At 40.7% G+C, this 24,058-nt stretch carries 19 protein-coding genes; all 19 read left to right on the top strand.

Annotated features, from left to right (window positions below):
* Positions 1-372: 372 nt before the first annotated feature.
* The 19 genes from ACJ004_RS07680 (at position 373) to ACJ004_RS07590 (ending at position 23,980) form a co-directional block, all read left to right on the top strand.
* A complete protein-coding gene (locus tag ACJ004_RS07680) occupies positions 373-2,058 on the top strand; it encodes a serine hydrolase domain-containing protein (RefSeq protein ID WP_410892261.1) in 1,686 nt (561 codons plus the stop codon).
* 27 nt (positions 2,059-2,085) lie between these two features.
* Complete coding sequence (nagZ, locus tag ACJ004_RS07675) at positions 2,086-4,158, top strand: beta-N-acetylhexosaminidase (RefSeq protein WP_410892260.1); 2,073 nt, start codon at positions 2,086-2,088, stop codon at positions 4,156-4,158.
* 22 nt (positions 4,159-4,180) lie between these two features.
* Positions 4,181-5,431, top strand: coding sequence for an exo-beta-N-acetylmuramidase NamZ family protein (locus ACJ004_RS07670; protein WP_410892259.1), 1,251 nt, complete (start codon positions 4,181-4,183; stop codon positions 5,429-5,431).
* A 441-nt stretch (positions 5,432-5,872) separates the two neighbouring features.
* The gene (locus ACJ004_RS07665; protein WP_410892258.1) at positions 5,873-6,904 is read left to right on the top strand and encodes a TRAP transporter substrate-binding protein; all 1,032 of its coding nucleotides are present in this window, start codon (positions 5,873-5,875) and stop codon (positions 6,902-6,904) included.
* A 15-nt stretch (positions 6,905-6,919) separates the two neighbouring features.
* Positions 6,920-7,474: a TRAP transporter small permease gene (locus ACJ004_RS07660; RefSeq protein ID WP_410892257.1), complete on the top strand. Its 555-nt coding sequence runs from the start codon at positions 6,920-6,922 to the stop codon at positions 7,472-7,474.
* Entirely contained in the window at positions 7,471-8,745 is a 1,275-nt protein-coding gene (locus ACJ004_RS07655) for a TRAP transporter large permease subunit (protein ID WP_410892256.1), read from the top strand. The genes ACJ004_RS07660 and ACJ004_RS07655 overlap by 4 nt, the downstream gene beginning before the upstream one ends.
* 18 nt (positions 8,746-8,763) lie before the next feature.
* Complete coding sequence (locus ACJ004_RS07650) at positions 8,764-9,795, top strand: C-terminal binding protein (RefSeq protein WP_410892254.1); 1,032 nt, start codon at positions 8,764-8,766, stop codon at positions 9,793-9,795.
* A 14-nt stretch (positions 9,796-9,809) separates the two neighbouring features.
* On the top strand, positions 9,810-10,868 hold the full coding sequence (locus ACJ004_RS07645) for a TRAP transporter substrate-binding protein (protein WP_410892253.1): 1,059 nt from the start codon (positions 9,810-9,812) through the stop codon (positions 10,866-10,868).
* A 28-nt stretch (positions 10,869-10,896) separates the two neighbouring features.
* A complete protein-coding gene (locus ACJ004_RS07640; RefSeq protein ID WP_410892252.1) occupies positions 10,897-12,171 on the top strand; it encodes a nickel pincer cofactor-dependent isomerase, group 22 in 1,275 nt (424 codons plus the stop codon).
* Positions 12,172-12,207: 36 nt separating this feature from the next.
* Positions 12,208-14,406 (top strand): dihydroxy-acid dehydratase domain-containing protein, encoded by a 2,199-nt coding sequence (locus ACJ004_RS07635; protein ID WP_410892251.1) that lies wholly within the window; start codon positions 12,208-12,210, stop codon positions 14,404-14,406.
* 30 nt (positions 14,407-14,436) lie between these two features.
* Positions 14,437-15,384, top strand: a complete 948-nt coding sequence (locus tag ACJ004_RS07630; protein ID WP_410892250.1) for a U32 family peptidase — start codon at positions 14,437-14,439, stop codon at positions 15,382-15,384.
* Positions 15,385-15,599: 215 nt separating this feature from the next.
* On the top strand, positions 15,600-16,373 hold the full coding sequence (locus ACJ004_RS07625) for an IclR family transcriptional regulator (protein ID WP_410892248.1): 774 nt from the start codon (positions 15,600-15,602) through the stop codon (positions 16,371-16,373).
* An 81-nt stretch (positions 16,374-16,454) separates the two neighbouring features.
* On the top strand, positions 16,455-17,357 hold the full coding sequence (locus tag ACJ004_RS07620; protein ID WP_410892246.1) for a fumarylacetoacetate hydrolase family protein: 903 nt from the start codon (positions 16,455-16,457) through the stop codon (positions 17,355-17,357).
* A gap of 75 nt (positions 17,358-17,432) precedes the next feature.
* A complete protein-coding gene (locus ACJ004_RS07615; RefSeq protein ID WP_410892244.1) occupies positions 17,433-17,735 on the top strand; it encodes a UxaA family hydrolase in 303 nt (100 codons plus the stop codon).
* A gap of 16 nt (positions 17,736-17,751) precedes the next feature.
* A complete protein-coding gene (locus ACJ004_RS07610) occupies positions 17,752-18,900 on the top strand; it encodes a UxaA family hydrolase (protein WP_410892644.1) in 1,149 nt (382 codons plus the stop codon).
* A gap of 27 nt (positions 18,901-18,927) precedes the next feature.
* Entirely contained in the window at positions 18,928-20,394 is a 1,467-nt protein-coding gene (gucD, locus tag ACJ004_RS07605; protein ID WP_410892242.1) for an alpha-ketoglutaric semialdehyde dehydrogenase GucD, read from the top strand.
* Positions 20,395-20,454: 60 nt separating this feature from the next.
* Positions 20,455-21,342: a fumarylacetoacetate hydrolase family protein gene (locus ACJ004_RS07600; RefSeq protein ID WP_410892241.1), complete on the top strand. Its 888-nt coding sequence runs from the start codon at positions 20,455-20,457 to the stop codon at positions 21,340-21,342.
* A gap of 205 nt (positions 21,343-21,547) precedes the next feature.
* Positions 21,548-22,468, top strand: coding sequence for a dihydrodipicolinate synthase family protein (locus tag ACJ004_RS07595; RefSeq protein WP_410892240.1), 921 nt, complete (start codon positions 21,548-21,550; stop codon positions 22,466-22,468).
* Positions 22,469-22,804: 336 nt separating this feature from the next.
* Entirely contained in the window at positions 22,805-23,980 is a 1,176-nt protein-coding gene (locus tag ACJ004_RS07590; RefSeq protein ID WP_410892238.1) for a sulfite reductase subunit alpha, read from the top strand.
* Positions 23,981-24,058: the final 78 nt, after the last annotated feature.

Below are 24,058 nucleotides of genomic sequence, written 5' to 3'. Positions count from 1 at the left end.
ATGAATGTGGCCGTGTGTAAAACAGTCTCCCTGGTTTTCAGTGAGGCTGTTTTTATCCTTAATCGTTTAAGTCTTTTGCGGTGCAGAGAACTTTGGTTTAGTAGATTGAAACTGGTGATCTTTTAGAGAATTACTTCAAATCCGCGGAATTCTGAAATAAAATTTCACGTTTTTATCAGAAATTTTAAAAAATAATGCCAATGGCGTAATCCTTTTGACCTGTATAAACGTCTGTTATAGGACTTATGTGGTATAGACTACTATACACCATTACCTATATGCTTTTACTATAAGTTGTAAGCGTTACCAGTATCTTGGTATACATAGGGGAGATCCCGCCTACAATTCATTCCATTTTATAAAGGAGGATTTATGAAAAGAAAACCGTTTATGATTACAGCAGTTTGTACTATGCTACTAGGCACATCAACAGTATTTGCCAACAATGACCTTCCTAATGATCCAACGATTGAAAAGCAAGGAAAACTCACATTCCCATCTAAGAACCCACACCCTGTCTTTACATGGAATTCGACAATTATTCCGGTTTCGAACGTACTTCACCCAAGCTCTGCGAGAGGAGCAGGTATGGTGGAAGCTCCACTCCAGCAAATCGATCAAATTATGAATCAAGCAATTTCGCAAAAATTAATGCCAGGCGCTGTTACATTTGTAGCGAGAGCTGGGAAAATTGTAAAACATGACGCTTATGGCTATGCAGCTCAATACACCGATGGTAAGTTTACCGAAATGGAAAATCCCATTCCAATGGAAAACGACACAATTTTTGACTTAGCGTCTATCAGCAAGATTTTCACTGCTACGGCCGTGATGGTTCTTTTTGAAAAGGGATTATTCAATCTTGATGATCCAGTGGCAAAACATATTCCAGAGTTTGCTGCAAATGGGAAAGAAAACGTAACGATACGCCAATTGTTAACTCACACTTCTGGATTCACCGCGTGGATTCCTTTATATTCGCAAGGGAATTCAAGAGAAGAGAGGCTTAAGTTGGTATTAAACCAACCTTTGAAAAATGTACCTGGTACGACTTACGAATACAGTGATTTAAACATGATCACGTTAGGTATGTTAGTAGAGCATTTATCCGGTCAGCGCCAGGATGAATTCGTCCGGGAGCATATCACAGAACCTTTAGGGATGAAAGATACGATGTACAATCCGCCAGCTTCTTTGAAAAACCGCATCGCAGCAACTGAATACCAGGCCATCCCAAATCGCGGTCTCGTATGGGGAGAAGTTCATGATGAGAATGCTTGGTCATTGGATGGGGTTGCTGGACATGCCGGTGTATTCTCAACCGCAAATGACCTCGCAAAGCTTGCTCATATTTTTATTAATGAAGGCAAGTATGGCAGCACACAAATATTGAAGCCGGAAACGGTAAAGCTGCTGCTGGAAAATCAGAATGCCGTATTCCCTGGGAATGACCATGGACTTGGCTGGGAGTTAGGCCAGGGCTGGTATATGGATGCTTTATCAGAAGGGACATACTCTTTTGGCCATACGGGGTATACAGGAACTTCGATTGTAGTGAGTCCGAACAATAAAACAGTAGCGATTTTACTGACCAACCGTGTCCATCCGTCAAGGAATATGGGGTCATTGAATCAAACCCGTCGCTTATTTGCTAGAAATGTCGCTGATTCGATTCCCGTCTCGATTCCTGGTAATGGTGATGCTTGGTTTGCAGGGTACGGTGACAAGCTAAACCGTGAAATGGAAACGGATCTTCATTTATCTAAGGATACCAAACTCACCTTCTCCACATGGCATATGATTGAAAATGTCTGGGATATTGGGTCTGTAGAGATTTTTAGAGATGGCAGTTGGCATCAACTTGCCCTATTAACAGGCACAAGTAATGGCTGGGAAAAGAAAGAATTGGATATACCTAGTGACGCGACGAAATTACGATTTGTCTATCGAACTGATGGATCTACAAATTCTCGCGGCTGGTATATTCAGAATCCAAAACTGGATTCAGGAGATGCGCTTTCTTTTGAAAAAAATGAATGGGAACTAAGAGATTACTAAATAAAGAAAAGCTTGAGGAGGAGAAACATGCGTAAATTTTTAAAGACATTTATCACCTCGTTTCTAGCGTTTGCCCTTGTGTTGACAGGGATTCCATTATCAGGAGCAACAGCTGCTTCAGGAATCGAGGATTTAATGATTGACCTCAATGTTCCACAGGTTACAAGGGAAGTAGAGGATAACAAGCTTGATTTAAATGCACTTCATGTTTATGAGGATGGCCGCTTTATGTTGGCGACTGAAAACTTAAAATGGGAGTCTTCTAATAAAAATGTTGCCTCTGTATCTGAAAATGGAGAAGTAACTTTATCCGGTCACAATGGTACAACATTTATCTCTGTCAGCGATGGCAGCAACAGCGACAGAATTTCCATTCAATTCAAGGAAAACCAAGACGAAATCCAGGTTGAAAAAGAAAAAGGCGCACGTTATGACCTTATCGGCAAGGCAATTGAGCATATGACGATGGAAGAAAAAGTCGGACAAATGCTGATGCCTGATTTTAGAACCTGGAATGGCAAAAATGTAACAGAAATGAATGCGGAAATTGCCAAGCTAGTAAAGGATTATCATCTTGGCGGTGTGATTTTATTCCGTGAAAATACAGTGACAGCTGATCAAACAACAAAGTTAGTCAGTGCCTATCAAGAAGCTGCGGAAAAGTACGGACTGTTAATTTCCATTGACCAAGAAGGTGGAATCGTTACACGTCTGCAAACGGGTACCGACATGCCGGGAAATATGGCACTTGGTGCAACACGCTCTGAAGAAACAGCTGAAAAGGTTGGTAAAGCGATCGGTGAAGAGCTAAACGCCCTTGGGATTAATATGAATTTTGGACCCGTACTGGATGTAAACAACAATCCAGATAATCCGGTAATCGGGGTTCGCTCTTTCAGTGAGAATCCTGAATTAGTCGGAAAATTAGGTAATGCTTATATTAAAGGACTTCATGAAACGGGAACTGCTGCAACGGCAAAGCATTTTCCCGGTCATGGTGATACAGCAGTTGATTCCCATATTGGACTTCCAGAGGTACAACATGATATTGACCGTTTGAAGAAAGTAGAATTATATCCATTCCAACAAGCGATGGATGCAGGAATTGATGCAATTATGACAGCACACGTGACCTTCCCAAAAATAGATGATGCAAAAGCCATTTCTAAAAAGGATGGAACAGAAATTGCTGTACCGGCAACGCTTTCACATAAAGTACTAACTGGGCTAATACGCGAAGATATGGGCTTTAAGGGAGTAATCGTTACCGATGCGATGAATATGGGTGCAATTGCAGATCATTTTGGATCCGTTGATGCCGCTATCCGTGCTGTAAAAGCAGGTGCAGATGTTCTATTAATGCCAGTTGGAATCCAAGCAGTGGCAAATGGACTTTATGATTCAGTTAACGCTGGCGATATCTCAGAAGATAGACTTGAGCAGTCAGTAGAGCGGATCTTAACCCTGAAATTAAATAGAAGCATTGTTAAGGCAGAAGTGGAAAAGAGTCTTGATGAAAAGGTTGCGAATGCTCTTCAAGTAGTAGGTTCACCTGAACATAAAGCAGTTGAAAAAGAAGCAGCAGAAAAATCCATTACGCTTGTAAAAAATAATGATGTGCTTCCACTGATTGTTTCTCCTGAAGATAAGATTGTTGTGGTTGGTGGTTCTTCTTTCTCCATGAATCTCCTTGCAGCTGAGGTTCAAAAACATCACCCTGGTGCAAGTTATATCAATGCTTCAGGTCCGCTAAATGCTACACAATTAGCACAAGTGAAGGATGCGAAATATATCATTGCTGGAACCTACACCTCAACCGTTAGCGGCAGAGCCAACGACGCTAGTCAAATGGTGATGACAAGACAACTCATCGCGACGGGTGTACCTGTCATTGCTGTAGGGGCTAGAAATCCATATGATGTTATGTCCTACACGGATGTAGATGCCTATCTTGTTCAATATGGTTTTAGACCAGCGAGCTTTGAAGCAACAGCAAACACAATCTTTGGTAAAAACAATCCAACTGGAAAACTTCCAGTCACGATTTACAACCATGATGGCAGTGTTTTATATGATTTTGACCACGGTTTAGGATATTAAGATCAAAAGAGGAGGGGTACGATTGAAAAAGTGGCTTACAGGTTTATTGGCTCTGGTGCTGCTGCTGTCTACTGTTTCTTTGGCGATGGCAGAAAACGATAAAGATAAGAAGAATGAAAAATTCCGTTTGGGTGTAGAGGTTTTGTTGCAGGATAAGATTGATTTGATAAAGGATAAGCGCGTCGGCTTAATCACTAATCCGACGGGGGTCGATCAAAACGTTACTAGTATCGTAGATTTACTTTACAATAACACCAATGTAAATCTAACTGCGCTTTATGGTCCTGAGCATGGTGTCCGCGGAAGTGCACAAGCTGGTCAATATGTTGAACAATATACGGATGAAAAAACAGGACTTCCTGTTTACAGTCTATATGGGAAGACAAAAAAGCCGACACCTGAAATGCTTAGCAATGTTGATGTATTGTTATTCGATATCCAAGATGTAGGAACGCGTTATTACACTTATATTTACACCATGGCACTAGCAATGGAAGCGGCAAAAGAGAACAATATTCCAATTATCGTTCTTGACCGTCCGAATCCAATCAGCGGGACAAAAGTTGAAGGACCTGTGCTCGAGGATAAGTACTCTTCGTTCATAGGTGAATATCCGATTCCTGTTCGCCACGGGATGACCGTCGGGGAGTTAGCAAAGCTTTTCAATAGCGAATTTGGAATTGGAGCAGATTTAACCGTTGTGGAAATGGATGGCTGGAAGCGGAACATGTATTACGATGAAACGCCATTAGAATGGATCCTTCCGTCACCCAACATGCCAACATTAGAAACTGCGGTTGTCTACCCAGGGGCTGCCCTCATTGAAGGAACCAATGTTTCCGAGGGAAGAGGAACAACAAAGCCATTTGAATTGATTGGAGCACCGTTCATTAATAGCGACAACTTGGCCGCCAAGTTAAACTCTTACAAATTACCTGGTGTAACATTCCGAGCGGCTTCGTTTATACCGACCTTCTCGAAGCATGCGAATGTTTTAAGTCATGGAATTCAAATTCATGTTACAGACCGAAATTTCTATAAGCCGTTTGAAACTGGATTATATATTGTAAAAACGATCCATGATATGTATCCAAACGATTTCCAATTCAGAGCGCCAAATGCAGCAGGAATCTCCTTCTTTGATAACCTTGTTGGTAATGGTTCGATCCGTGCTGATATTGAAGCTGGCAAATCAATTGAAGAAATAAAAGCTGTATGGCAGACGGGTTTAGATGAATTTAACGAGGTTCGTGAGAAGTATTTATTATATTAATAGGTGTGAGGGGGCCTTCTTTTTAGGAGGCCTCTTTTTAGTACGATTTATCCTTTAAGAAAAAATCAAATTATAAACACGTTCCATTAAAACGATCAAATTGGATTGCTTTTTCATTTTTCATTCCATCTCAAGGAGGTATTTTCCACTTTATGGGTATTATATGGTCCATTACGATTGTTTTGCGAAATGACTAAATATAAAGAAAATTAAGATATTGACAAATCAGAAAATTCAGGATTAAATGAGGTTAAGGGTTTTAAATAGTTAAATCTAGTTTTATATTATAAAACAACGGGACTGATGTCCCTTTGTTTTAGTTCTATTATGAAAACTGAGTTTTATAATATAAAACTAATTGAGGTGGTGATAAAATTTTTTAGTATAAATGATACCGCTTTCAAAGACAAAATCATTTTAAAAAGGGGGATGAATGATTAAATGAAAAAGTTATTTTCAGTAGCGACTGGTGTAATTCTTAGTGCTTCTTTACTTCTTACGGCTTGTGGAGGAACAACAGAAAAATCGTCTTCCAAAGAAGCTTCAGCAGGACCCTCTAAAACAATAAAAGTGGCGAATTATTTTGCTGAAGATCATCCTCAAAACGTTGCTTTAAGAGAAAAGTTCAAAAAGATTGTTGAAGAAGAATCAAAAGGAAGTCTAAAGGTTCAAATATTCCCAAATAGTACGCTTGGAGCGGAAAAGGAATTTTATGATGGTGTTCGTAACGGGACAATTGAAATGGGTATTCCAGGCTTAATTATGCAAGCTGACATCCCAAAAATGGGGGTTCCAGAATGGCCATTCCTCTTTAAAGATTATGAGCATGTCAAAAAAGTTCTAAATGGAGAAATCGGTAAAGAACTAACAGCAGACCTTGAAAAACAACATGGTGTTAAACCGCTCGCCTGGAGTGCGAATGGTTTCCGTATGTTTTCTTCAAACAAGCCAATTAAGAGTATGGATGATTTTGATGGACTACGATTAAGGATGCCAAACATCCCAAACTATATTGCTCTCGGAAAACTTCTAGGCACCAATGTTTCTCCACTTCCTATTTCAGAAGTTTTTACGGCGCTTGAACAAAAGGTTGTTGATGGCCAAGATAACCCAATTGCAACTTTGAGGGCTTCTGGATGGTATGAAGTGCAGTCGGATATTTTAGAGTCAAAACATATGTTTAGCCCTAATATTTACATTATTAACAGCAAGTTTTATAACAGCTTAACAAAAGAACAGCAAAAAATTATCGAAGATGCGGCCAAGGAATCTGCAGATTATGAATTTGAACTAATGGAAAAAAGCTATGAAGATGATAAAAAATTCCTAGAAAAAAACAATGTAAAGTTTACTACTCCATCTGCTGAATTTGTAAAAGAAATGGAGAAGGCTGCCGAGCCTTTATATAAAGAGATCTATAAGGAAAATGACTGGGCAGAGGATTTGGTAAAACGTATTAAGGATGAGCAATAGAAAGGCGGGAGGAAGATGGAAAAGTTATCAAAATACTTGGAAACGATGTTGAACATCTTTATGGCGTTTGCTCTTTCCTTAATGGTCGTTCTTGTTTTTGGAAATGTTGTTTTACGTTACTTCTTTAATTCAGGCATAACATGGTCAGAGGAAATGTCCCGCTATTTATTTGTCTGGTTAACCTTTTTAGGAGCCATAGGCGCTTTTAAGGATAAAGAGCATCTTGGAGTTGATATGCTTGTAAAACGCTTGCCAACCGGATTGAAAAAGGTAGCACTGGTTATCAGTGATTTATTAATGCTATTTGTTCTTTATCTGGTCCTTGAAGGAAGCTGGAAAATGACATTGATCAATTTGCACAGCAAAGCTCCTGCAACAGGTCTTCCGCTTGCTGCTGTTTACGGGACAGGGATTTTAGTCAGTATTTCAATGGGGTTAATATTAATCAATAATCTTATTAAACTCTTAACTAATAAACTGACGGATGCAGAATTAGTACTAATTAATGATTCTGAAGAAATGATTGATTACCACGAAAAAGACTTGATAAAGGAGGGAAAACAAGCATGATTGGTGTCTTTTTAGGTTCTCTGCTTGGGACCATGGCTCTTGGAATGCCAATTGCTTTTGCTCTTTTATTGAGTGGCGTTGCATTAATGTACTTTCTTGGGATATTTGATAGCCAGATTATTGCCCAAAACTTAATAAGTGGAGCAGACAACTTTCCTTTAATGGCTATTCCCTTTTTTATGCTTGCAGGGGAATTAATGAACGCTGGGGGACTTTCCCAAAGAATCGTTAAAATGGCAATGGCTATGGTGGGGCATATCAGAGGCGGCCTTGGTTTTGTTGCTATCATTGCAAGTGTATTGTTTGCCAGCTTATCTGGGTCAGCTGTAGCAGATACTGCTGCGCTAGGTGCCATATTAATTCCGATGATGGTAAAAAGCGGTTACGATGTTAACCGGTCAAGCGGGTTGATTGCAGCAGGTGGAATCATTGCACCAATCATTCCTCCGAGTATTGGATTTATTATTTTTGGAGTAACCAGCGGGGTGTCGATTACAAAACTTTTTATGGCAGGAATCGTACCAGGAGTCCTGCTTGGGGTAGGGCTTTGCATTACCTGGGCAATTGTAGCCCATAAAGATAAAGTGATAGTACAGCCTCGAAAATCTATGAAAGAAATTTTAATTTCGGTTAGAAATGGTTTTTGGGCCCTGTTATTGCCTGTGATCATTATTGGAGGGCTAAGAGGAGGAATCTTTACTCCAACTGAGGCGGCTGTAGTTGCTGCTGCTTATGCACTATTCGTTGGCCTGGTGGTGTACCGTGAACTGAAAATCCCAGAGCTATTTCACGTTCTTGTGAGAGCAGCAAAAATGACGAGTGTTGTTATGTTTCTTGTAGCAGCTGCATTGGTTTCATCCTGGTTAATTACCGTTGCAAACCTTCCTGACCAAGTTATTACTCTTTTGGAACCGTTATTGGATCATCCATTATTACTTATTTTGATGATTAATCTTTTAGTAATTATTATAGGAACTGCGATGGATATGACACCTACGATTCTTATCCTTACTCCTGTTTTAATGCCTTTAATAGAGAAGGCGGGGATTGATCCGGTTTATTTTGGAGTCCTATTTATCCTTAATAATGCTATTGGTTTGTTAACGCCGCCTGTCGGTACAGTGTTAAATGTTGTCTGCGGAGTTAGTAAGATAAGCATGGAAGATATCATGAAAGGGATTTGGCCTTTCCTTCTAGTGGAAGTGGTGGTTTTGATTCTACTAATTTTATTCCCTGATCTTGTACTAGTTCCGCTCAAATGGTTTATATAACGCTAAGGAGATGTAGTAATGAGTAAATATAAAGTAGTCATTACCGATTGGGAATATGATGACCTTCGCTATGAAGAGCAGGTTTTTGAAGGGCATAAAGAAATCGAATTGGTCGGTACCCAGTGCAGTACTGAGGAAGAAGTAATAAGTGCTTGTAAAGATGCTGACGGAATCATTAATCAATATGCACCTTTAAGTAAAAGAGTAATAGAATCTCTTGAAAAATGTCAGGTTATTACCAGATATGGAGTGGGTGTAAATACAACAGATTTGGAAGCGGCTACACAAAAGGGAATTTGTGTAGCAAATGTACCCGATTATTGTATGGATGAAGTTTCAGATCATGCATTAGCCCTTATCCTTTCCTGGACTAGGAAAATTGTGTTGGCAAACAACCAAGTGAAAAATGGAAATTGGGATTTTAAAGTGACAAAGCCTATTCACCGTTTTAGAGGCCAAACTCTTGGCCTGGTTGGGTTTGGCAAGATACCACAAACACTGGCTGAAAAAGTAATACCCCTGGGCTTCAATGTTATAGCAGCGGATCCATACTTTCCTGCCAAAGAAGCAAAGAAAAAAGGTGTAACTTTGGTATCTCTGGAAACTCTTGCTGAACAATCAGATGTAATTTCGGTACATGCCCCGCTTACACCAAGTACTAAAGGAATGATAGGCAAGGAGCTTTTTGCAAGGATGAAAAAAGCTCCATTGATTGTCAATACAGCAAGAGGTCCGGTCATTGACGAGCAGGCACTAATTGAGGCATTGCAAAACGGAAAAGTTTCCGGTGCAGCATTGGATGTTGTTGAAGAAGAACCAATTAACCATAACCATCCTTTCCTATCGATGGAAAATGTTATCGTTACTCCACATGTAGCATGGTATTCAGAAGAAGCAGAAAAAGAAATGCGATTGAAGGCAGCAATGGGTGTCGTTGATGTCCTTGTACACGGCGAGTATCCGAAATATCTTGTAAACAGAGATGTAAAAATGCAATCAGGACTGGAAGAAGGCGTTTCATTAGAAAGATATAGCGAACTGGTTAAATAAAAGGGGGATAAAGAATGAAAAATTGGATTAAGAAAATCGGTGTAGGACTAATTCTACCAAGTATGCTTCTGTTAAGTGCATGCGGTTCAAGCTCAACTGGCGGCAGTACCAATGGTGAAAACAAAGGAAAATCAAGCAGTATCCAGGAAAGGACCATCAAAGCAGGTATTGGATTAAATGAAGATCATCCCGAAGGGCTTGGACTGAAAAAATTTGCTGAAATTGTATCAGAGAAGAGCGGAGGAAAATTAAAAGTTAAGCCTTTCTATGCTGCAACTCTTGGCGATGACCAGAAAATGACGGAAGCACTTCAAGGAGGAATGCAGGAAATTACCATTCCATCCACTTCTCCTCTTGTAGGAATGATAAAGGAATATGGAATTTTTGACTTCCCATTCCTATTTAATAATGGTGAAGAGGCAGATGCGGTTCTTGATGGCCCTGTCGGCCAAAAGCTACTTGATAAACTTCCGGAGCATGGGCTTATTGGACTGGGCTACTGGGAAAATGGCTTCCGCCAGCTGACAAACAGCAAACACCCCGTTGAAACTGCGGAAGATTTTAAAGGCTTGAAAGTCAGAACTATGCAAAACGAAGTCCACCTTGCCGCTTTCAAGGAACTTGGTGCGAACCCTACTCCAATGGCGTTCTCCGAAGTATTTACAGCCTTGGAGAGCAAAACTGTTGATGGACAGGAAAATCCGCTTGCAACTATTAAGTCAAATAAATTCAATGAAGTTCAGGATTATTTGAGCCTTACAAAGCATGTTTACACTCCGTTTGTTTTCCTTGTTAGCAAGAAGTTCTGGGACGGACTTTCTGAAGAAGAGCAAAAAATCCTGAAGGATGCAGCTATAGAAGCTGGAAAATATCAGCGCCAATTGAGCCGCGAAGAAGATAAGAAGGCAGTTGAAGATCTTAAAGCTGCTGGCATGAAGGTTAATGAAGTTTCTGATGAAGAAAAAGCGAAAATGAAGGAAATCATTGCTCCAGTAACAGAAAAGTTTGCAGAAAAGTTCGGAAAAGACTTGGTTGATGAGCTAAATGCAGAAATCGACAAGGTACGAAAATAGTTTAAATGATCCCGGGAGATGATGGGAATTGGAAATTATTAATGAGCTCTTACGGGGAATTCCGATTCCCAAGATGGTGAAAGTCAGGCAAAAATTTCATGCCCCTGAAATAGAAAATGTGGAAGAAGCAGTCCGGGAAGCAATTGCCGATGCAAAGGTAATGGACCGGATCAAACCAGGAGATCATGTAGCGATTGCAGTAGGATCAAGGGGAGTAGCAGACCTGCCAATTTTGGTAAGGGAAACGGCATATGCGGTAAAAAAAGCCGGAGGAAATCCTTTTATCGTACCTGCGATGGGCAGCCATGGCGGAGCAACAGCTGAAGGCCAGGAAGATGTGCTTAAGCAGCTGGGAGTAACGGAAGGATCAACAGGAGCCCCTGTCAAATCCAGTATGGAGGTCGTAGAGATTGGAAGGCTTGAAAATGGCCTTCCAATCTATATCGATAAACATGCCTATGAAGCTGATAAGATAATTGTTATTAACAGGATTAAACCACATACTGCGTTTCGGGGGCCTGTTGAAAGTGGCCTAATGAAGATGATAACGATTGGCCTGGGAAAACAAAAAGGTGCGGAAGCGGCCCATGCGTACAGCTTTAAATATATGGCAGAACATGTTGTAGAAATGGCTAAAATTGCAATTGACAGGGTTCCAATCATTTTTGGGCTTGGGACATTGGAGAATGCCTATGACCGCCCGGCGAAAATAGTTGCCATTCCTTCTGAGGAAATTTTTACAATAGAACCTGCATTATTGCTGGAAGCCAAGTCACTGATGCCAAGAATTATGTTTGATCCAATTGATGTTCTGGTTGTTGATGAAATTGGAAAAGATATTTCCGGCGATGGAATGGATCCAAATATTACTGGAAGATATGCAACGCCTTATGCAGGCGGCGGGCCGAAGGTAACGAGGATCGCTGTTTTGGGCTTAACAAAAAAGACACACGGGAATGCAAATGGAATTGGAATGGCTGACATGTCTATTAAAAAAGTTCTTGATGAAACCGCTTTGGAAAAAGGATATGCGAACGCCTTAACAAGTACCGTGATTGATGTGGTAAAGCTTCCAATGATTTTGGAGAACGAGGAACTGGCTGTAAAGGCAGCAATAAAAACGTGCAATGCCTTTGACTTAAGTAAAGCCCGGGTCGTAAGAATAAAAAATACACTTGATATTCAAGAAATATGGATCTCAGAATCCCTGCTTGAAGAAGCCAGGCAGAATGAATCTATTGAAATACTATCTGAGCCTATAGAAATGGATTTTTCCTCAGAGGGTATGGAGCAAGTATATTAGAATGCAATTTTGCATTAGGGAAAGGGTTGTTCAATTATGACAGTGAAGTATCCTTATATTGAAAATAAGGTAAATCCTTATCGGGATAACGTCCAGGGAAAGGCAAATGAACCTATTTGTGTTGCGGGTTTATTGGATCGCTCCAAGCAAATACTTAGTACAGAACTGAAAGGGGTCCAGCCGGACTGGACACTTGGAGAGATTTATGACAGACTTCACAACAATGCGCCGCGTATTGCCATCATTGGGGGATCGCCTGACCATCCCGCACATATCATGGATTTCCAAACAATCGCGAGGGCTGCTATCCGGATATGGCAAAACGGCGGTGTTCCATTCCAGTTTTCGACCCCTGTTATGTGTGATGGAACTGCACAAAGCAACCAGGGTATGAGTTATTCCCTTCAGAGCAGAAATGCCGTTGCCCAGATGGTCGTAAACCAGATGGAAGCGCACAGCTACCATGGAGCATTTGTTATTCAGGGATGCGATAAGCAGCCTCTTGGTGTTGTTTCAGCGCTTGCCCATCTGGACCGCATAAGAAGGCATCGAAATGAAGCGCCATTTATTGCAACTTTTGCACCTGCCCATGTTCTAAAAGGAGGCACTATTCCTGATTATCTTTTTGCAGAACTTGAAGAAGTGGCGGTAAATGCAGAAGCTTCCGGAGCAGAGGATATTGCCTATGATTTAAGGGATGCATTAGCGTACATTCTCCAATGTTCTTCCAACACGGCATTTCAGGGAGTATTGGAGAGAGCCAGGGAAAGAGGCATTATTTCCAAAGAGCAGCATGAAGATTATGAGAAAAGGCTTGCAGTTGCAACTTGCGACGGCCAAGGCGGTGTGTGTGCATTCAATGGTACCGGAAACAGTTCAAGGCATCTTGTTGCTGGAATGGGGCTTGTCCACCCGGCATTGGAGCTTTTGACTGCTCCTCCTACGCAGTTCGAAGTAAACCAAGCTGTTGATTCACTTGCGATTATGATAAACAATCCTGTATTTGGTGTTGCCAACATCATGGCAGCCAATATAAAGAACGCGATTAGAATTCACAGCGCTTCAGGAGGTTCCACGAACTTAATGATGCATATAGTTGCCGGTATGCTTTATGGCGGCTATAAATTTGATTTATGGGATTACGACCAGATTCACCACGAAGTTCCTATTCCAGATTTGTTCAATTACAGCCTTACCGAAGGTCGGGACATTTTTGCCCTTGCGATGCAATGCTGCAGCGGCCAAATCAGAGGGATGGATACTTTGTTTTATGAACTTATCCAAAATGGCGTTCCCATGAATTTGGAGGCGCCAACTGTTACGGGCTCAACCTGGGCAGAAAGACTATCTGAAAAGCATGAATTGTCCGCTTTAGGAGTAAAAGAGAATCCAATCATTTTATCAAAGCCAAGAAGGCTGTTTAGCGGAGTTGATGTCATTAAAGGCAATTTCTTTGAAAGTGCTGTTGTAAAAATTAGCGGGATGACAACAGATCAGCTCGATACTTTCGACAAAAAAGCATCATTCGTCCTTTTCTATGATAATGAAGAAAGCGCCAATGCAAGCCTGCTGGATGAAAATCTATTGGATAAGATAAAGAAAAACAAAGAATTCAACTATGATTCTATGCTTGCAATGCTAAAGCAAAATGCCCTTGAAAAGTACGATCAATATAAGGCGCTGGAATACGATCAGCTATTTGAAAAGATGGTTGAGGAGGGCGCTTTAAAAATATCGATTATTGTGTCCGGGCAAGGGCCGGAAGCGTTTGGCATGCCTGAAATGTTTACACCTATGCAGCATATTAACGCCAACAGAAAACTTAAAAGAATTGCAACCCTAATAAGTGATGGAAGATATTCTGGTGTTACATATGGCGCAGCTATCGGGCATATGACGCCAGAAGCCAAGAATGGCGGAGGCATCCTTTACTTGCAAACTGGCGATGTTCTTTATCTTGAACTCCGAAGCAAGAAAATAGAGTTTTTGGATGAAACAGAATTCCAGAATGGAAGATTATCTTTCAATTTTGAAGATACAAAGAATGCAAGACAGGAGCTTGGCGAACAGAGGCTTCTTAAAATTCGCGAGCGCCAGAGACTTGTAGCAGCAAGCAATCGGATGGCAGGGCATACGGATGCAGCAAACGGTGTAGTACCATATGCTGTAGCGGAAGATGCTGTTTTTGATTTTAAAACTGACGTCCTATTCCCTGTAAAGGAAGAATTGGCATAAGAAGAATTATATCGATGGGAGAGAGTAACTATGGAAAAAACACGAAAGTTTATTGAAAGCCTTGGATTCCCAAGCGGCGATCTTAACAGCCTGCCAGATTCACAAAAAACTTTTCCAGATGGGGCCCTATACAGAATTGAAATCCCAAGTGTCGAGGGGCCTGCTGCCTTTAGGGAAGTCATTCAAGCATCCCAGGATTATGATGTAGAAATTCACAGAATTTCACAGGGAAGCGGAATCATGCTTTTAACAGATGACGAGCTGAAAGAAATGGCTGAACTAGGACAGGATAACAACCTTGAAGTTAGTTTATTTGTCGGTCCAAGAGGGACTTGGGATGTTACACCAATGTCCTGGGCAAGCGCGGGTAAAGTGACCGGGCTCAGGGTCGAAAGCATGGACCAGCTCGTATATTCTATTGAAGATATTAAGAGAGCCTGTAATTTTGGAATCAGAAGCATACTGGTTGCTGATGAAGGATTGCTTTGGCTGGTAAATGAGTTTAAGAAAAAAGGAGAGCTTCCAGAAGACCTTGTTGTTAAAATTTCCGTACAAATGGGGCAGGCGAACCCTGTGTCCATTAAGTTGATGGAAGATATTGGAGCTTCTACTTTCAATGTTCCTACTGATTTAACTCTTGCCCGCCTCGCCGCAATCAGGCAGGCAGTTGATATCCCTATTGATATTTATGTAGAAGTTCCGGATGATGTCGGCGGTTTTATCAGGCATTATGAAATTCCTGAGATCATCCGTGTTGCAGCTCCTGTTTATATTAAATTCGGGTTGAGGAATGCACCGAATATTTACCCTTCAGGCACACATCTTGAAAAGACTGCAGTTGCTCTTTCAAGAGAACGGTTAAGAAGAGCGAAGATAGGGGTAGGTATGATCAAACGATATGCACCGCATTTGAAAACCTCTAAAAATGGAGCCGTTGGCCTGGGAGTTCCAAAGCAGGGAGTAGAAGTGCGGAGATAAAATCTTTCTACCCGTTTAGAAGCCATCAGGAAGTCAAATTTTTTTCCTTCGGTCCCACAGGAGAAGAAGGTGGAATGACTGTATTGGCAGCAAATAGAAGATAAGTAGCTCTAAAAAGCAGTGCTTCAAAGTGTTTTGCAGATTCAGAGGCATTTGACTTTCATGCTAATATGGTAATATAGATTCACACACATTGTTTACAAAGGATGAAGAAAATGCCAATTATTCAATCTGTTGAGCGGGCTCTTAGTATATTAGACCTGTTTGATGAATATGAAACTGAACTGAAAATCACCGATATCAGTGGGAGAATGCAGCTTCATAAAAGCACTGTCCATTCACTCTTAAAAACATTGCAGGTTAAGGGCTATATCGAACAAAACGTTGACAATGGTAAATACAGGCTGGGGATGAAGCTTTTCGAACGTGGGAATCTTGTTATCCGCAGGCTTGATTTAAGATCCATTGCCAAAAAATATTTAGTTGAGCTATCGGCCAAAACCCAGAATACCGTTCATTTGGTCATCCTGGATGGCAAAGAAGGTATTTATATTGAAAAAGTAGAGGGCTCATCAGCGACAGTTTTATATTCAAGAATTGGAAGAAGGATTCCGGTCCATTGCAGTGCGGTTGGAAAGGCACTTATAGCAAATAAAAATGATCGGGAATTGAAGGAAATACTTAGAGGTTATGAGTATATCCAGCAAACGCCCAATACAATTATGGATGAAGATTCTTTTGTAGCCGAGCTTGAAAAAGTTAAGAAAAATGGCTTTGCCATCGATAGTGAAGAAAATGAACCTGGAATTACTTGTATTGCTGTACCTATATGGGACCACACCGGTTCAGTCGTGGCGGCAATGAGCATGTCCCAGCATTCCGCATCAGTTAGCCGGGAAAAACTCGAACAAACCGTTGCCATACTAAAAGAGGCTGCAGACAAAATCTCCAGTGAATTGGGCTATGAACTTCATAATATGGCGAGGTAGCCAAATAATTCTGCTCAAACGGGCAGAGGACGGCACGATAATAAAACTTAGTTTTATAATATAAAACAGGAGGGTTTTGAAATGAGAATCATTCGTTTTCTAGACAATAATTCACAACTCGTACTTGCGGCCTTAACTGATCAGGAGGAAGTTTACCCAATTCCTTTTAATGATTTTATGGAGCTGGTTAATTCAGCTGAAAAATCAGGAATTACAACTTTAAAACTTGTTGAAACTTCCATTTCCCGCGTCATGCCGCTTAAAGAAAGGGTTGAAGATCTGGAACTTCTCGTACCGATTGTAGCTCCTGAAGTTTGGGCCTCCGGCGTAACATATGAGAAAAGCAGGGATGCAAGAAACTATGAAGCTACTGGCGGAAAAGTCGAAGTCGAAACTTGTTATGACAAAGTCTATGATGCAAAAAGGCCAGAAATCTTTTTTAAATCTACGGCTGCAAGGACAGTCGGGCCAAACACGCCTGTGTACTTAAGAAGTGATTCCAATTGGCAAATTCCAGAACCTGAGGTAGCTTTGGTCATTTCAAAGTCAGGCAAAATTGTCGGTTATACTGCTGGCAATGATATGAGCAGTCGCGATATTGAAGGGGAAAATCCTCTTTATTTGCCTCAGGCGAAAATCTGGAAACATTCCTGTTCGGTTGGGCCTGCTATCCGCCTGGCTGAAACAGTGGAGGATCCATATAATTTCCAAATAACTTGCCGTATTTATAGAAATAATAAGTTGGTTGTTGAGGGAACCGCAAATACATCACAGTTAAAGAGAAGATTCGACGAACTCGTTTCTTTCCTTGTAAAAGATAATGATATTTTTGATGGAACAGTTCTTTTGACAGGAACATGCATTGTTCCTCCAAATGAGTTCACTCTTCAAGACGATGATCAAATTGAAATTGAAGTATCAACTATTGGTGTACTGTCCAATCCAGTAAAAGAACAGCAGCGAAGCAAAGAAGCTGTAAATTAATAGAATAAGTAGTATTTTAAGAGAGAAGCGAAGTAACCTTACAATTCTAATTATTCTGTATTTGGTGGTGTAATCATGGCAAGCAATTTAAAAACTGTAATGATGAAACCAATCGATAAGGTGGCCATTGCTTTAATGGCCATCCCACCCGATTCGGAAGTGGAAGTAACGTGCCAGGGCCAAACTTTTAAAGTTACGATTTCAGAAGAAATAAAGTTTGGCCACAAGTTTGCAGTAGTTGATATTGAGCAGGGAGAAGAAATTTTAAAATACGGCGAAGTTATCGGACGCGCCACTAGAAAAATCCTTGCGGGTGAACATGTTCATGTTCATAACCTGGAAGGGATAAGGGGAAGGGGAGATAAGGTTGCAACTTAATCATAGCCTAACCTTCATGGGTTACAGAAGGCCTGATGGTAAAGTAGGGGTCAGGAATCATGTATTAATTTTGCCTACGATTACTTGTGCGACTCAGGCTGCACACCAGATTACCCAGCTTGTCCATGGAACAGTCAGTTTTATTCACCAGCATGGTTGTGCACAGGTGGGAGTCGATTACGAACAAACTTTCAGGACATATGTTGGTATGGGGCTTAACCCAAATGTCTATGGTGTAGTAGTGCTTGGCTTAGGGTGTGAAACACACCAGGCAAGAAGTGTTGCAGGAGAAATAGCCAAAAGCGGCAAGCCTGTAGAAGTTATTTCCATTCAGGATAGCGGTGGAACATTGATGGCAATTGCAGAAGGATCCAAAGCGGCGGCTAAAATGGTCCAGGAAGCTTCTGCACAAATGCGGGAGGTCTGCCATTTCAGCGAACTGATTATAGGTACGGAATGCGGGGGTTCTGATGCTTGTTCAGGAATTTCAGCAAACCCTGCGGTTGGCGTTGTAAGCGATATGATTGTCGAGGCAGGAGGGACTGCAATTCTTGCTGAAACAACTGAACTTATCGGCGCCGAGCATCTGCTGGCCAAACGGGCAACAAATGACAGAGTAGCAAAACGAGCTTATGAAATCATTGACATGATGGAAAAAAGAGCAATTGTAATGGGTGTCGATATTCGAACAGGAAACCCAAGCCCGGGAAATATAGAGGGCGGATTAAGTTCCCTGGAAGAAAAGTCTCTTGGTGCTTCAGCGAAATCCGGCACCAGCCCTTTAACCGAAATCGTTGATTATGCCCAGATACCTACTCAAAAGGGGCTTGTATGGATGGATACCCCAGGCCACGATATTGAACAATTGACAGGGATGGCAGCTGGCGGAGTGCAGGTTGTTCTTTTTACAAGCGGAAGAGGGACACCAACCGGCTCTCCTATTGTTCCAGTGATTAAGATTTCTACGAATACACCTATTTTTAATAAGATGAGTGAAAACATTGATATGGATGCTGGAACCATCATTGATGGCGAAGAATCCGTCGATGAAGTCGGCAAAAGAATCTTTCAAGAGATTGGTCAAGTGAGCTCAGGAAAGCTGACCAAAGCTGAAATTTTAAAACAGCATGATTTTGGAATTTGGCGAATTGGCCCTACTTTTTAATCTATTTCAAATAGGAAGGAGAACAAAATGACTACACAAACACAAGCCAAAACATTTAATAACTATATTAATGGAGAATGGGTTTCTTCTATAGAAAGTAATACAGTAAAAAGCATCAATCCAGCAGACAGGAACGAAATTGTGGGTTATGTACAGCTTTCTGGAAAAGAAGACCTTGATCAGGCTGTTGCTGCAGCAAAGAGTGCCAAAATTAACTGGCGCAAGCTTTCTGGTGCTGCAAGAGGCGATTTCCTTTACAAAGCAGCCAATGTCCTTGAAAGCCGTTTAGATGAAATTGCAGAAACAATGACACGCGAAATGGGAAAAACATTGCCCGAAGCCAAAGGGGAAACAGCGAGAGGTATTGGTATTCTCCGTTACTATGCTGGCGAAGGAATGAGAAAAATCGGAGATGTCATCCCTTCTTCTGATAATGAAGCTCTCATGTTTACAACAAGGACGCCGCTTGGTGTCGTTGGGGTCATTTCCCCATGGAATTTCCCTGTTGCCATTCCAATTTGGAAAATGGCGCCGGCCTTAATATATGGAAACACTATTGTTATTAAACCGGCTACAGAAACTGCAGTTACAGCTGCTAAAGTAATTGAATGCTTCCATGAAGCAGGGTTCCCGGCTGGTGTTGTTAATTTTGTAACTGGTTCAGGCTCCGTCATTGGTCAAGGCCTTGTTGAACATCCGGATGTAAACGGGATTACATTTACCGGTTCAGACTATACAGGAAAAAGAGTCGGTGCTGCTGCTTTTGCAAGAGGTGCAAAATATCAGCTTGAAATGGGTGGGAAGAACCCGGTAATCGTTGCTAAGGATGCAGATTTGGATTTGGCTGTCGAAGGAACCATTAGCGGCGGCCTAAGATCTACTGGGCAGAAATGTACGGCAACCAGCAGGGTATTTGTCGATAATGAAGTCTATGAAACTTTTAGGGAAAAACTAGTTTCCAAAGTGAAAGAGCTTAAAGTTGGCCATGGACTCGAAAGTGAATCCTGGATGGGTCCTTGTGCCAGTGAAAGCCAGTTAAATACAGTTCTTTCATATATTGAAAAAGGAAAGGCAGAAGGTGCGGAACTTTTATATGGAGGAAACAAAGTAACAGGTAATGGCCTAGAAAATGGTTTTTATGTTGAGCCAACTGTTTTTGATAATGTTAACAATAATATGAGCATTGCCAGGGAAGAAATTTTCGGTCCTGTACTAGCCTTGATCCGGATCAATTCTTTTGAAGAAGCGCTTGAATTGGCTAATGATACAGAATACGGCTTAAGTGCTTCTATTTATACAAAAGATATTTCAAATATCCTTGCATTCATCAATGATATTGAAGCCGGCCTTGTAAGGGTAAATGCTGAAACAGCCGGTGTCGAGCTGCAGGCTCCATTTGGAGGAATGAAGCAATCAAGCTCACACTCACGTGAACAGGGGCAGGCAGCCATAGAGTTCTTTACTTCCATAAAAACTGTTTTCGTAAAAGCTTAAGCATGATTGGTTCTCCTCCACGATGGGGGGAGAACCTAATTTACTTTTGGAGGCGTAGAAATGAAATTTATATCCTTTGAAAAAGACGGCAAACTGGCTTTAGGTTTGCTCACTGCTGGTGGAATCCTGGATTTAGGGTCTGCAGCACAAAAACAGGAAAAGACGGAAATTCCTGAAACAATAATGGAATTAATTTTGAAGGGTGAAGCCGCTATTAATGCAGTAAAACAAATAGCGGAAAATATACCTGATCGTGATTCGGAGGTTCTTCTGGAGGAAACTAATATTTCTTTTGGACCAAGTGTTACCGATCCTCAAAAAATCATTTGTGTAGGATTAAATTATCGTAAGCATGCTGAAGAATCAGGCATGGCACCGCCTGAGTTCCCTTTATTGTTCAGTAAGTTTTCAAACACTCTTTCTTCTCATAAACAGCAGGTTAAAATCACGGAAACTATCCATCAGGTAGATTATGAAGCGGAACTAGCCATTGTTATTGGCAAAGAGGGCCAAAATATTAAAGAGGAAGATGCTTTAGATTATGTCTTTGGCTATAGCTGCTCGAATGACCTTTCCGCAAGAGATCTTCAATTTAAGAGCTCTCAATGGCTTCTTGGAAAAACGCTAGATGGATTTTGTCCTCTGGGACCCTATTTGGTCACAGCAGATGAAATTCACAATCCAAACAATCTTGGAATTAAAACGTATGTGAATGGAGAACTTCGCCAGGATTCAAATACTTCAGATATGATTTTTAATTGCAAAGAAATTATTTCGTATGTCTCTCAATATATGACTCTCTATCCAGGAGATGTTATTTTAACAGGGACTCCTGAAGGTGTTATTATGGGCTTGCCTGAAGAGAAAAAGGAATGGCTGAAGGATGGCGATACCATTGAAGTTGTTATCGAAGGCTTGGGCAGCCTGGAAACAAGGATTGTCCGATAAGGGAAGCGTTTATTAAAGGCTATTTTCGCATAGATTGTTGTTTTTCGTAAAAGTTCATCAACCCGTTTAACTAGATGCTTCGTGGCATCTTTTCGTAAGAACATTTGCGAAAATTGCCTAGAATATTAGTAAATGACCCTTATTAAACTCCAAAAGCAAAAAAGTTTACGAAAAGAGCCTTATTAAAAGAAGGGAAGATGGATACGTGGTTAATGAAAGAGTTAAATTTCATGGGATAATCCCTCCAGTAGTCACATTGTTTCATGAAGTCGGCGAATTCAACTGGGAAGCAAACAAGAAACTGGCTGATTACCTAATCAGCCAGGGAGTCAACGGAATTTTATTTATGGGCAGTACCGGGGAATTTTCTTCGCTGCCGATTGAAAAAAGAAAGAAATTTGCTGAAGAAATGATTCGCCACGTAGATAAAAGGGTCCCAGTCCTGATTGGAACTGGAACACCTTCTCCTGCTGATACCATTGAATTGTCACGGCATGCTCAGGAAAGCGGTGCCGATGGTGTCCTTGTTGTAAGCCCATTCTATTGGAAATTTACCGAAGACCAGCTTTTTGAATACTATACGTCAATTGCTGACAGCATTGATATTTCTGTTTTAATCTATAATATTCCAATGCTGACAGGGCAAAGCCTTTCCCCTCAACTGATTGCACGCCTTGCTGAAAGCCGAAGTAATATTGTTGGTATTAAGGATACCATCGAAAGCATGACGCATATCCGCCAGCTTATTACAGAAACGAAGAAAGTTAGAGATGATTTTGCTGTTTTTGCTGCTTTTGATGATCTAATCCTCCCTGGACTTCAGATAGGTGCAGCAGGGGCCATTAACGGAACATCCGTTTTTGCTCCTGAACAATCAGTTAATTTATACAATGAATTTAAAAATGAAAACTATAAAAAGGCATTGGAGCATCATCAAAAATTAGTTTCCTTAACATCTATTTATGATTTCAGCCAGCCTTTGCTTATTGCAATAAAGGAGGCAGTACATCAAAGGGTATTAGGATATGATACAGCTTTTATTTCTCCTGCATTAAATCTTGATGATTCCATAAAAAGCAAAGTGGAAGATTTTATAAGCAATAACTTTGAAGTTCTGACAAAATAAAATACGAAAAAGGCCGCTGTTCATTCTTTAAAATGGCCAGCGGCTTTCTTTTTATAGTAGTTTTTTTATTAATTTTGATTGTAAATATTCCCTGAAGAAAATATCTTAAACGGAACATGTGGACTGTTTGTCGCAGCTTGTATTAAAATAATAAGAAATCTTAAAAATCCGCTTTTCCAAAAAGGAAAGGCGGATATTTTGCTTAAAAGGACATTGATTGAATAGAGCAAAATGTATGAAGTTTAACATTATTTAGTCATTGTGTGTTAAAATACACATCTGATACTCTATTATTATGTTATCTTATCTATATATAACTTTTGGAGGTAAAAAGCTATGCAACAAACTTTGGAAAACCCGAAAAATACCAAAAGTGACAAACTGCCATTTTCAAGGACTAATCCATTTCAAGCGAAGGTTCTTAAAAATATTAATTTGAATGGAGCAGGGTCAAGTAAGGAAACGAGGCATATTGAATTATCATTAAAAGGTTCAGGTTTTTCTTATAACCCTGGCGACGCACTTGGCGTTGTCCCTTCAAATGACCCGGAACTTGTGGCTTCCATTCTTAATGAAATGGATTGGGATGAAGAAGAGATTGTAACGGTAGGTAAACAAGGTGAAACACTACCGCTTAAGAAAGCGCTAACCAGCTATTTTGAAATTACACTTCTATCGAAGAAAATTTTACAACAGACAGCTGCATTTACAGAAAACGAAGAGTTACAAAAGCTTTTGTTGATTGAAAATGCAGACCAGCTTAAGGGATATTGCTATGGGCGTGACTTGCTTGATATGTTACGTGATTTTGGCCCATGGAAGGCTTCTGCACAAGAGATCGTCTCATTACTAAGAAAAATGACACCGCGTCTCTATTCGATTGCAAGCAGCTTTAATGCTACTCCTGATGAAGTTCATCTAACCATTGGCACTGTACGCTACACGGCGAACGGCCGTGAGAGAAAAGGCGTTTGTTCTGTTTTATGTGCTGAACGTGTTCAAGAGGGAGATACACTACCGGTCTATGTGCAAGCAAATAAACATTTTCATTTGCCGGAGTCCCCAGATAAAGATATTATCATGGTAGGTCCTGGAACAGGAATTGCACCATTTCGTTCCTTTATACAGGAGCATGCAGTGAAAAAAGCGACAGGCCGGTCATGGCTATTTTTTGGAGATCAGCATGCTGCCTCGGATTTTCTTTATCAAGATGAGTTAGAAAAATATCAACAAGATGGAGTCCTGACAAAATTAGATACTGCGTTCTCCCGCGATGGGGCTCAAAAAGTTTATGTTCAACATAAAATGCTTGAAAATAGCAAGGAAATATTTGAGTGGCTTGAAAAAGGAGCTTATTTCTACGTTTGTGGGGATAAAGAACGTATGGCGAAGGACGTTAACGAGGCAATAATAAACGTGATTGAAAAAGAAGGTGCAATGACACGCGATGCAGCCGAAGCGTATCTCAAAGATATGCAAAAGCAAGGACATTATCAACGTGATGTGTATTAAAAAGAAAAGGCATTAAGTTTTCAGAATTACTGTTTTTTTTAAAGAAATCGTTCGTTCCGTTTGGTTCGAAGGATTTCT

It is taken from the genome of Neobacillus sp. 204 (assembly GCF_046562815.1).
In the GTDB taxonomy this organism is placed as follows: Bacteria; Bacillota; Bacilli; order Bacillales; family Cytobacillaceae; genus Neobacillus.
This window is presented reverse-complemented; position numbering and strand designations above follow the sequence as displayed.

Excerpts from the sequence above, each read along its gene's own strand:
- ACJ004_RS07680 (WP_410892261.1), top strand. The coding sequence starts at position 373 with ATGAAAAGAAAACCGTTTATGATTACAGCAGTTTGTACTATGCTACTA.
- nagZ (WP_410892260.1), top strand. The coding sequence starts at position 2,086 with ATGCGTAAATTTTTAAAGACATTTATCACCTCGTTTCTAGCGTTTGCC.
- ACJ004_RS07665 (WP_410892258.1), top strand. The coding sequence starts at position 5,873 with ATGAAAAAGTTATTTTCAGTAGCGACTGGTGTAATTCTTAGTGCTTCT.
- ACJ004_RS07660 (WP_410892257.1), top strand. The coding sequence starts at position 6,920 with ATGGAAAAGTTATCAAAATACTTGGAAACGATGTTGAACATCTTTATG.
- ACJ004_RS07655 (WP_410892256.1), top strand. The coding sequence starts at position 7,471 with ATGATTGGTGTCTTTTTAGGTTCTCTGCTTGGGACCATGGCTCTTGGA.
- ACJ004_RS07650 (WP_410892254.1), top strand. The coding sequence starts at position 8,764 with ATGAGTAAATATAAAGTAGTCATTACCGATTGGGAATATGATGACCTT.
- ACJ004_RS07645 (WP_410892253.1), top strand. The coding sequence starts at position 9,810 with ATGAAAAATTGGATTAAGAAAATCGGTGTAGGACTAATTCTACCAAGT.
- ACJ004_RS07635 (WP_410892251.1), top strand. The coding sequence starts at position 12,208 with ATGACAGTGAAGTATCCTTATATTGAAAATAAGGTAAATCCTTATCGG.
- ACJ004_RS07630 (WP_410892250.1), top strand. The coding sequence starts at position 14,437 with ATGGAAAAAACACGAAAGTTTATTGAAAGCCTTGGATTCCCAAGCGGC.
- ACJ004_RS07625 (WP_410892248.1), top strand. The coding sequence starts at position 15,600 with ATGCCAATTATTCAATCTGTTGAGCGGGCTCTTAGTATATTAGACCTG.
- ACJ004_RS07620 (WP_410892246.1), top strand. The coding sequence starts at position 16,455 with ATGAGAATCATTCGTTTTCTAGACAATAATTCACAACTCGTACTTGCG.
- ACJ004_RS07615 (WP_410892244.1), top strand. The coding sequence starts at position 17,433 with ATGGCAAGCAATTTAAAAACTGTAATGATGAAACCAATCGATAAGGTG.
- ACJ004_RS07610 (WP_410892644.1), top strand. The coding sequence starts at position 17,752 with ATGGGTTACAGAAGGCCTGATGGTAAAGTAGGGGTCAGGAATCATGTA.
- gucD (WP_410892242.1), top strand. The coding sequence starts at position 18,928 with ATGACTACACAAACACAAGCCAAAACATTTAATAACTATATTAATGGA.
- ACJ004_RS07600 (WP_410892241.1), top strand. The coding sequence starts at position 20,455 with ATGAAATTTATATCCTTTGAAAAAGACGGCAAACTGGCTTTAGGTTTG.
- ACJ004_RS07590 (WP_410892238.1), top strand. The coding sequence starts at position 22,805 with ATGCAACAAACTTTGGAAAACCCGAAAAATACCAAAAGTGACAAACTG.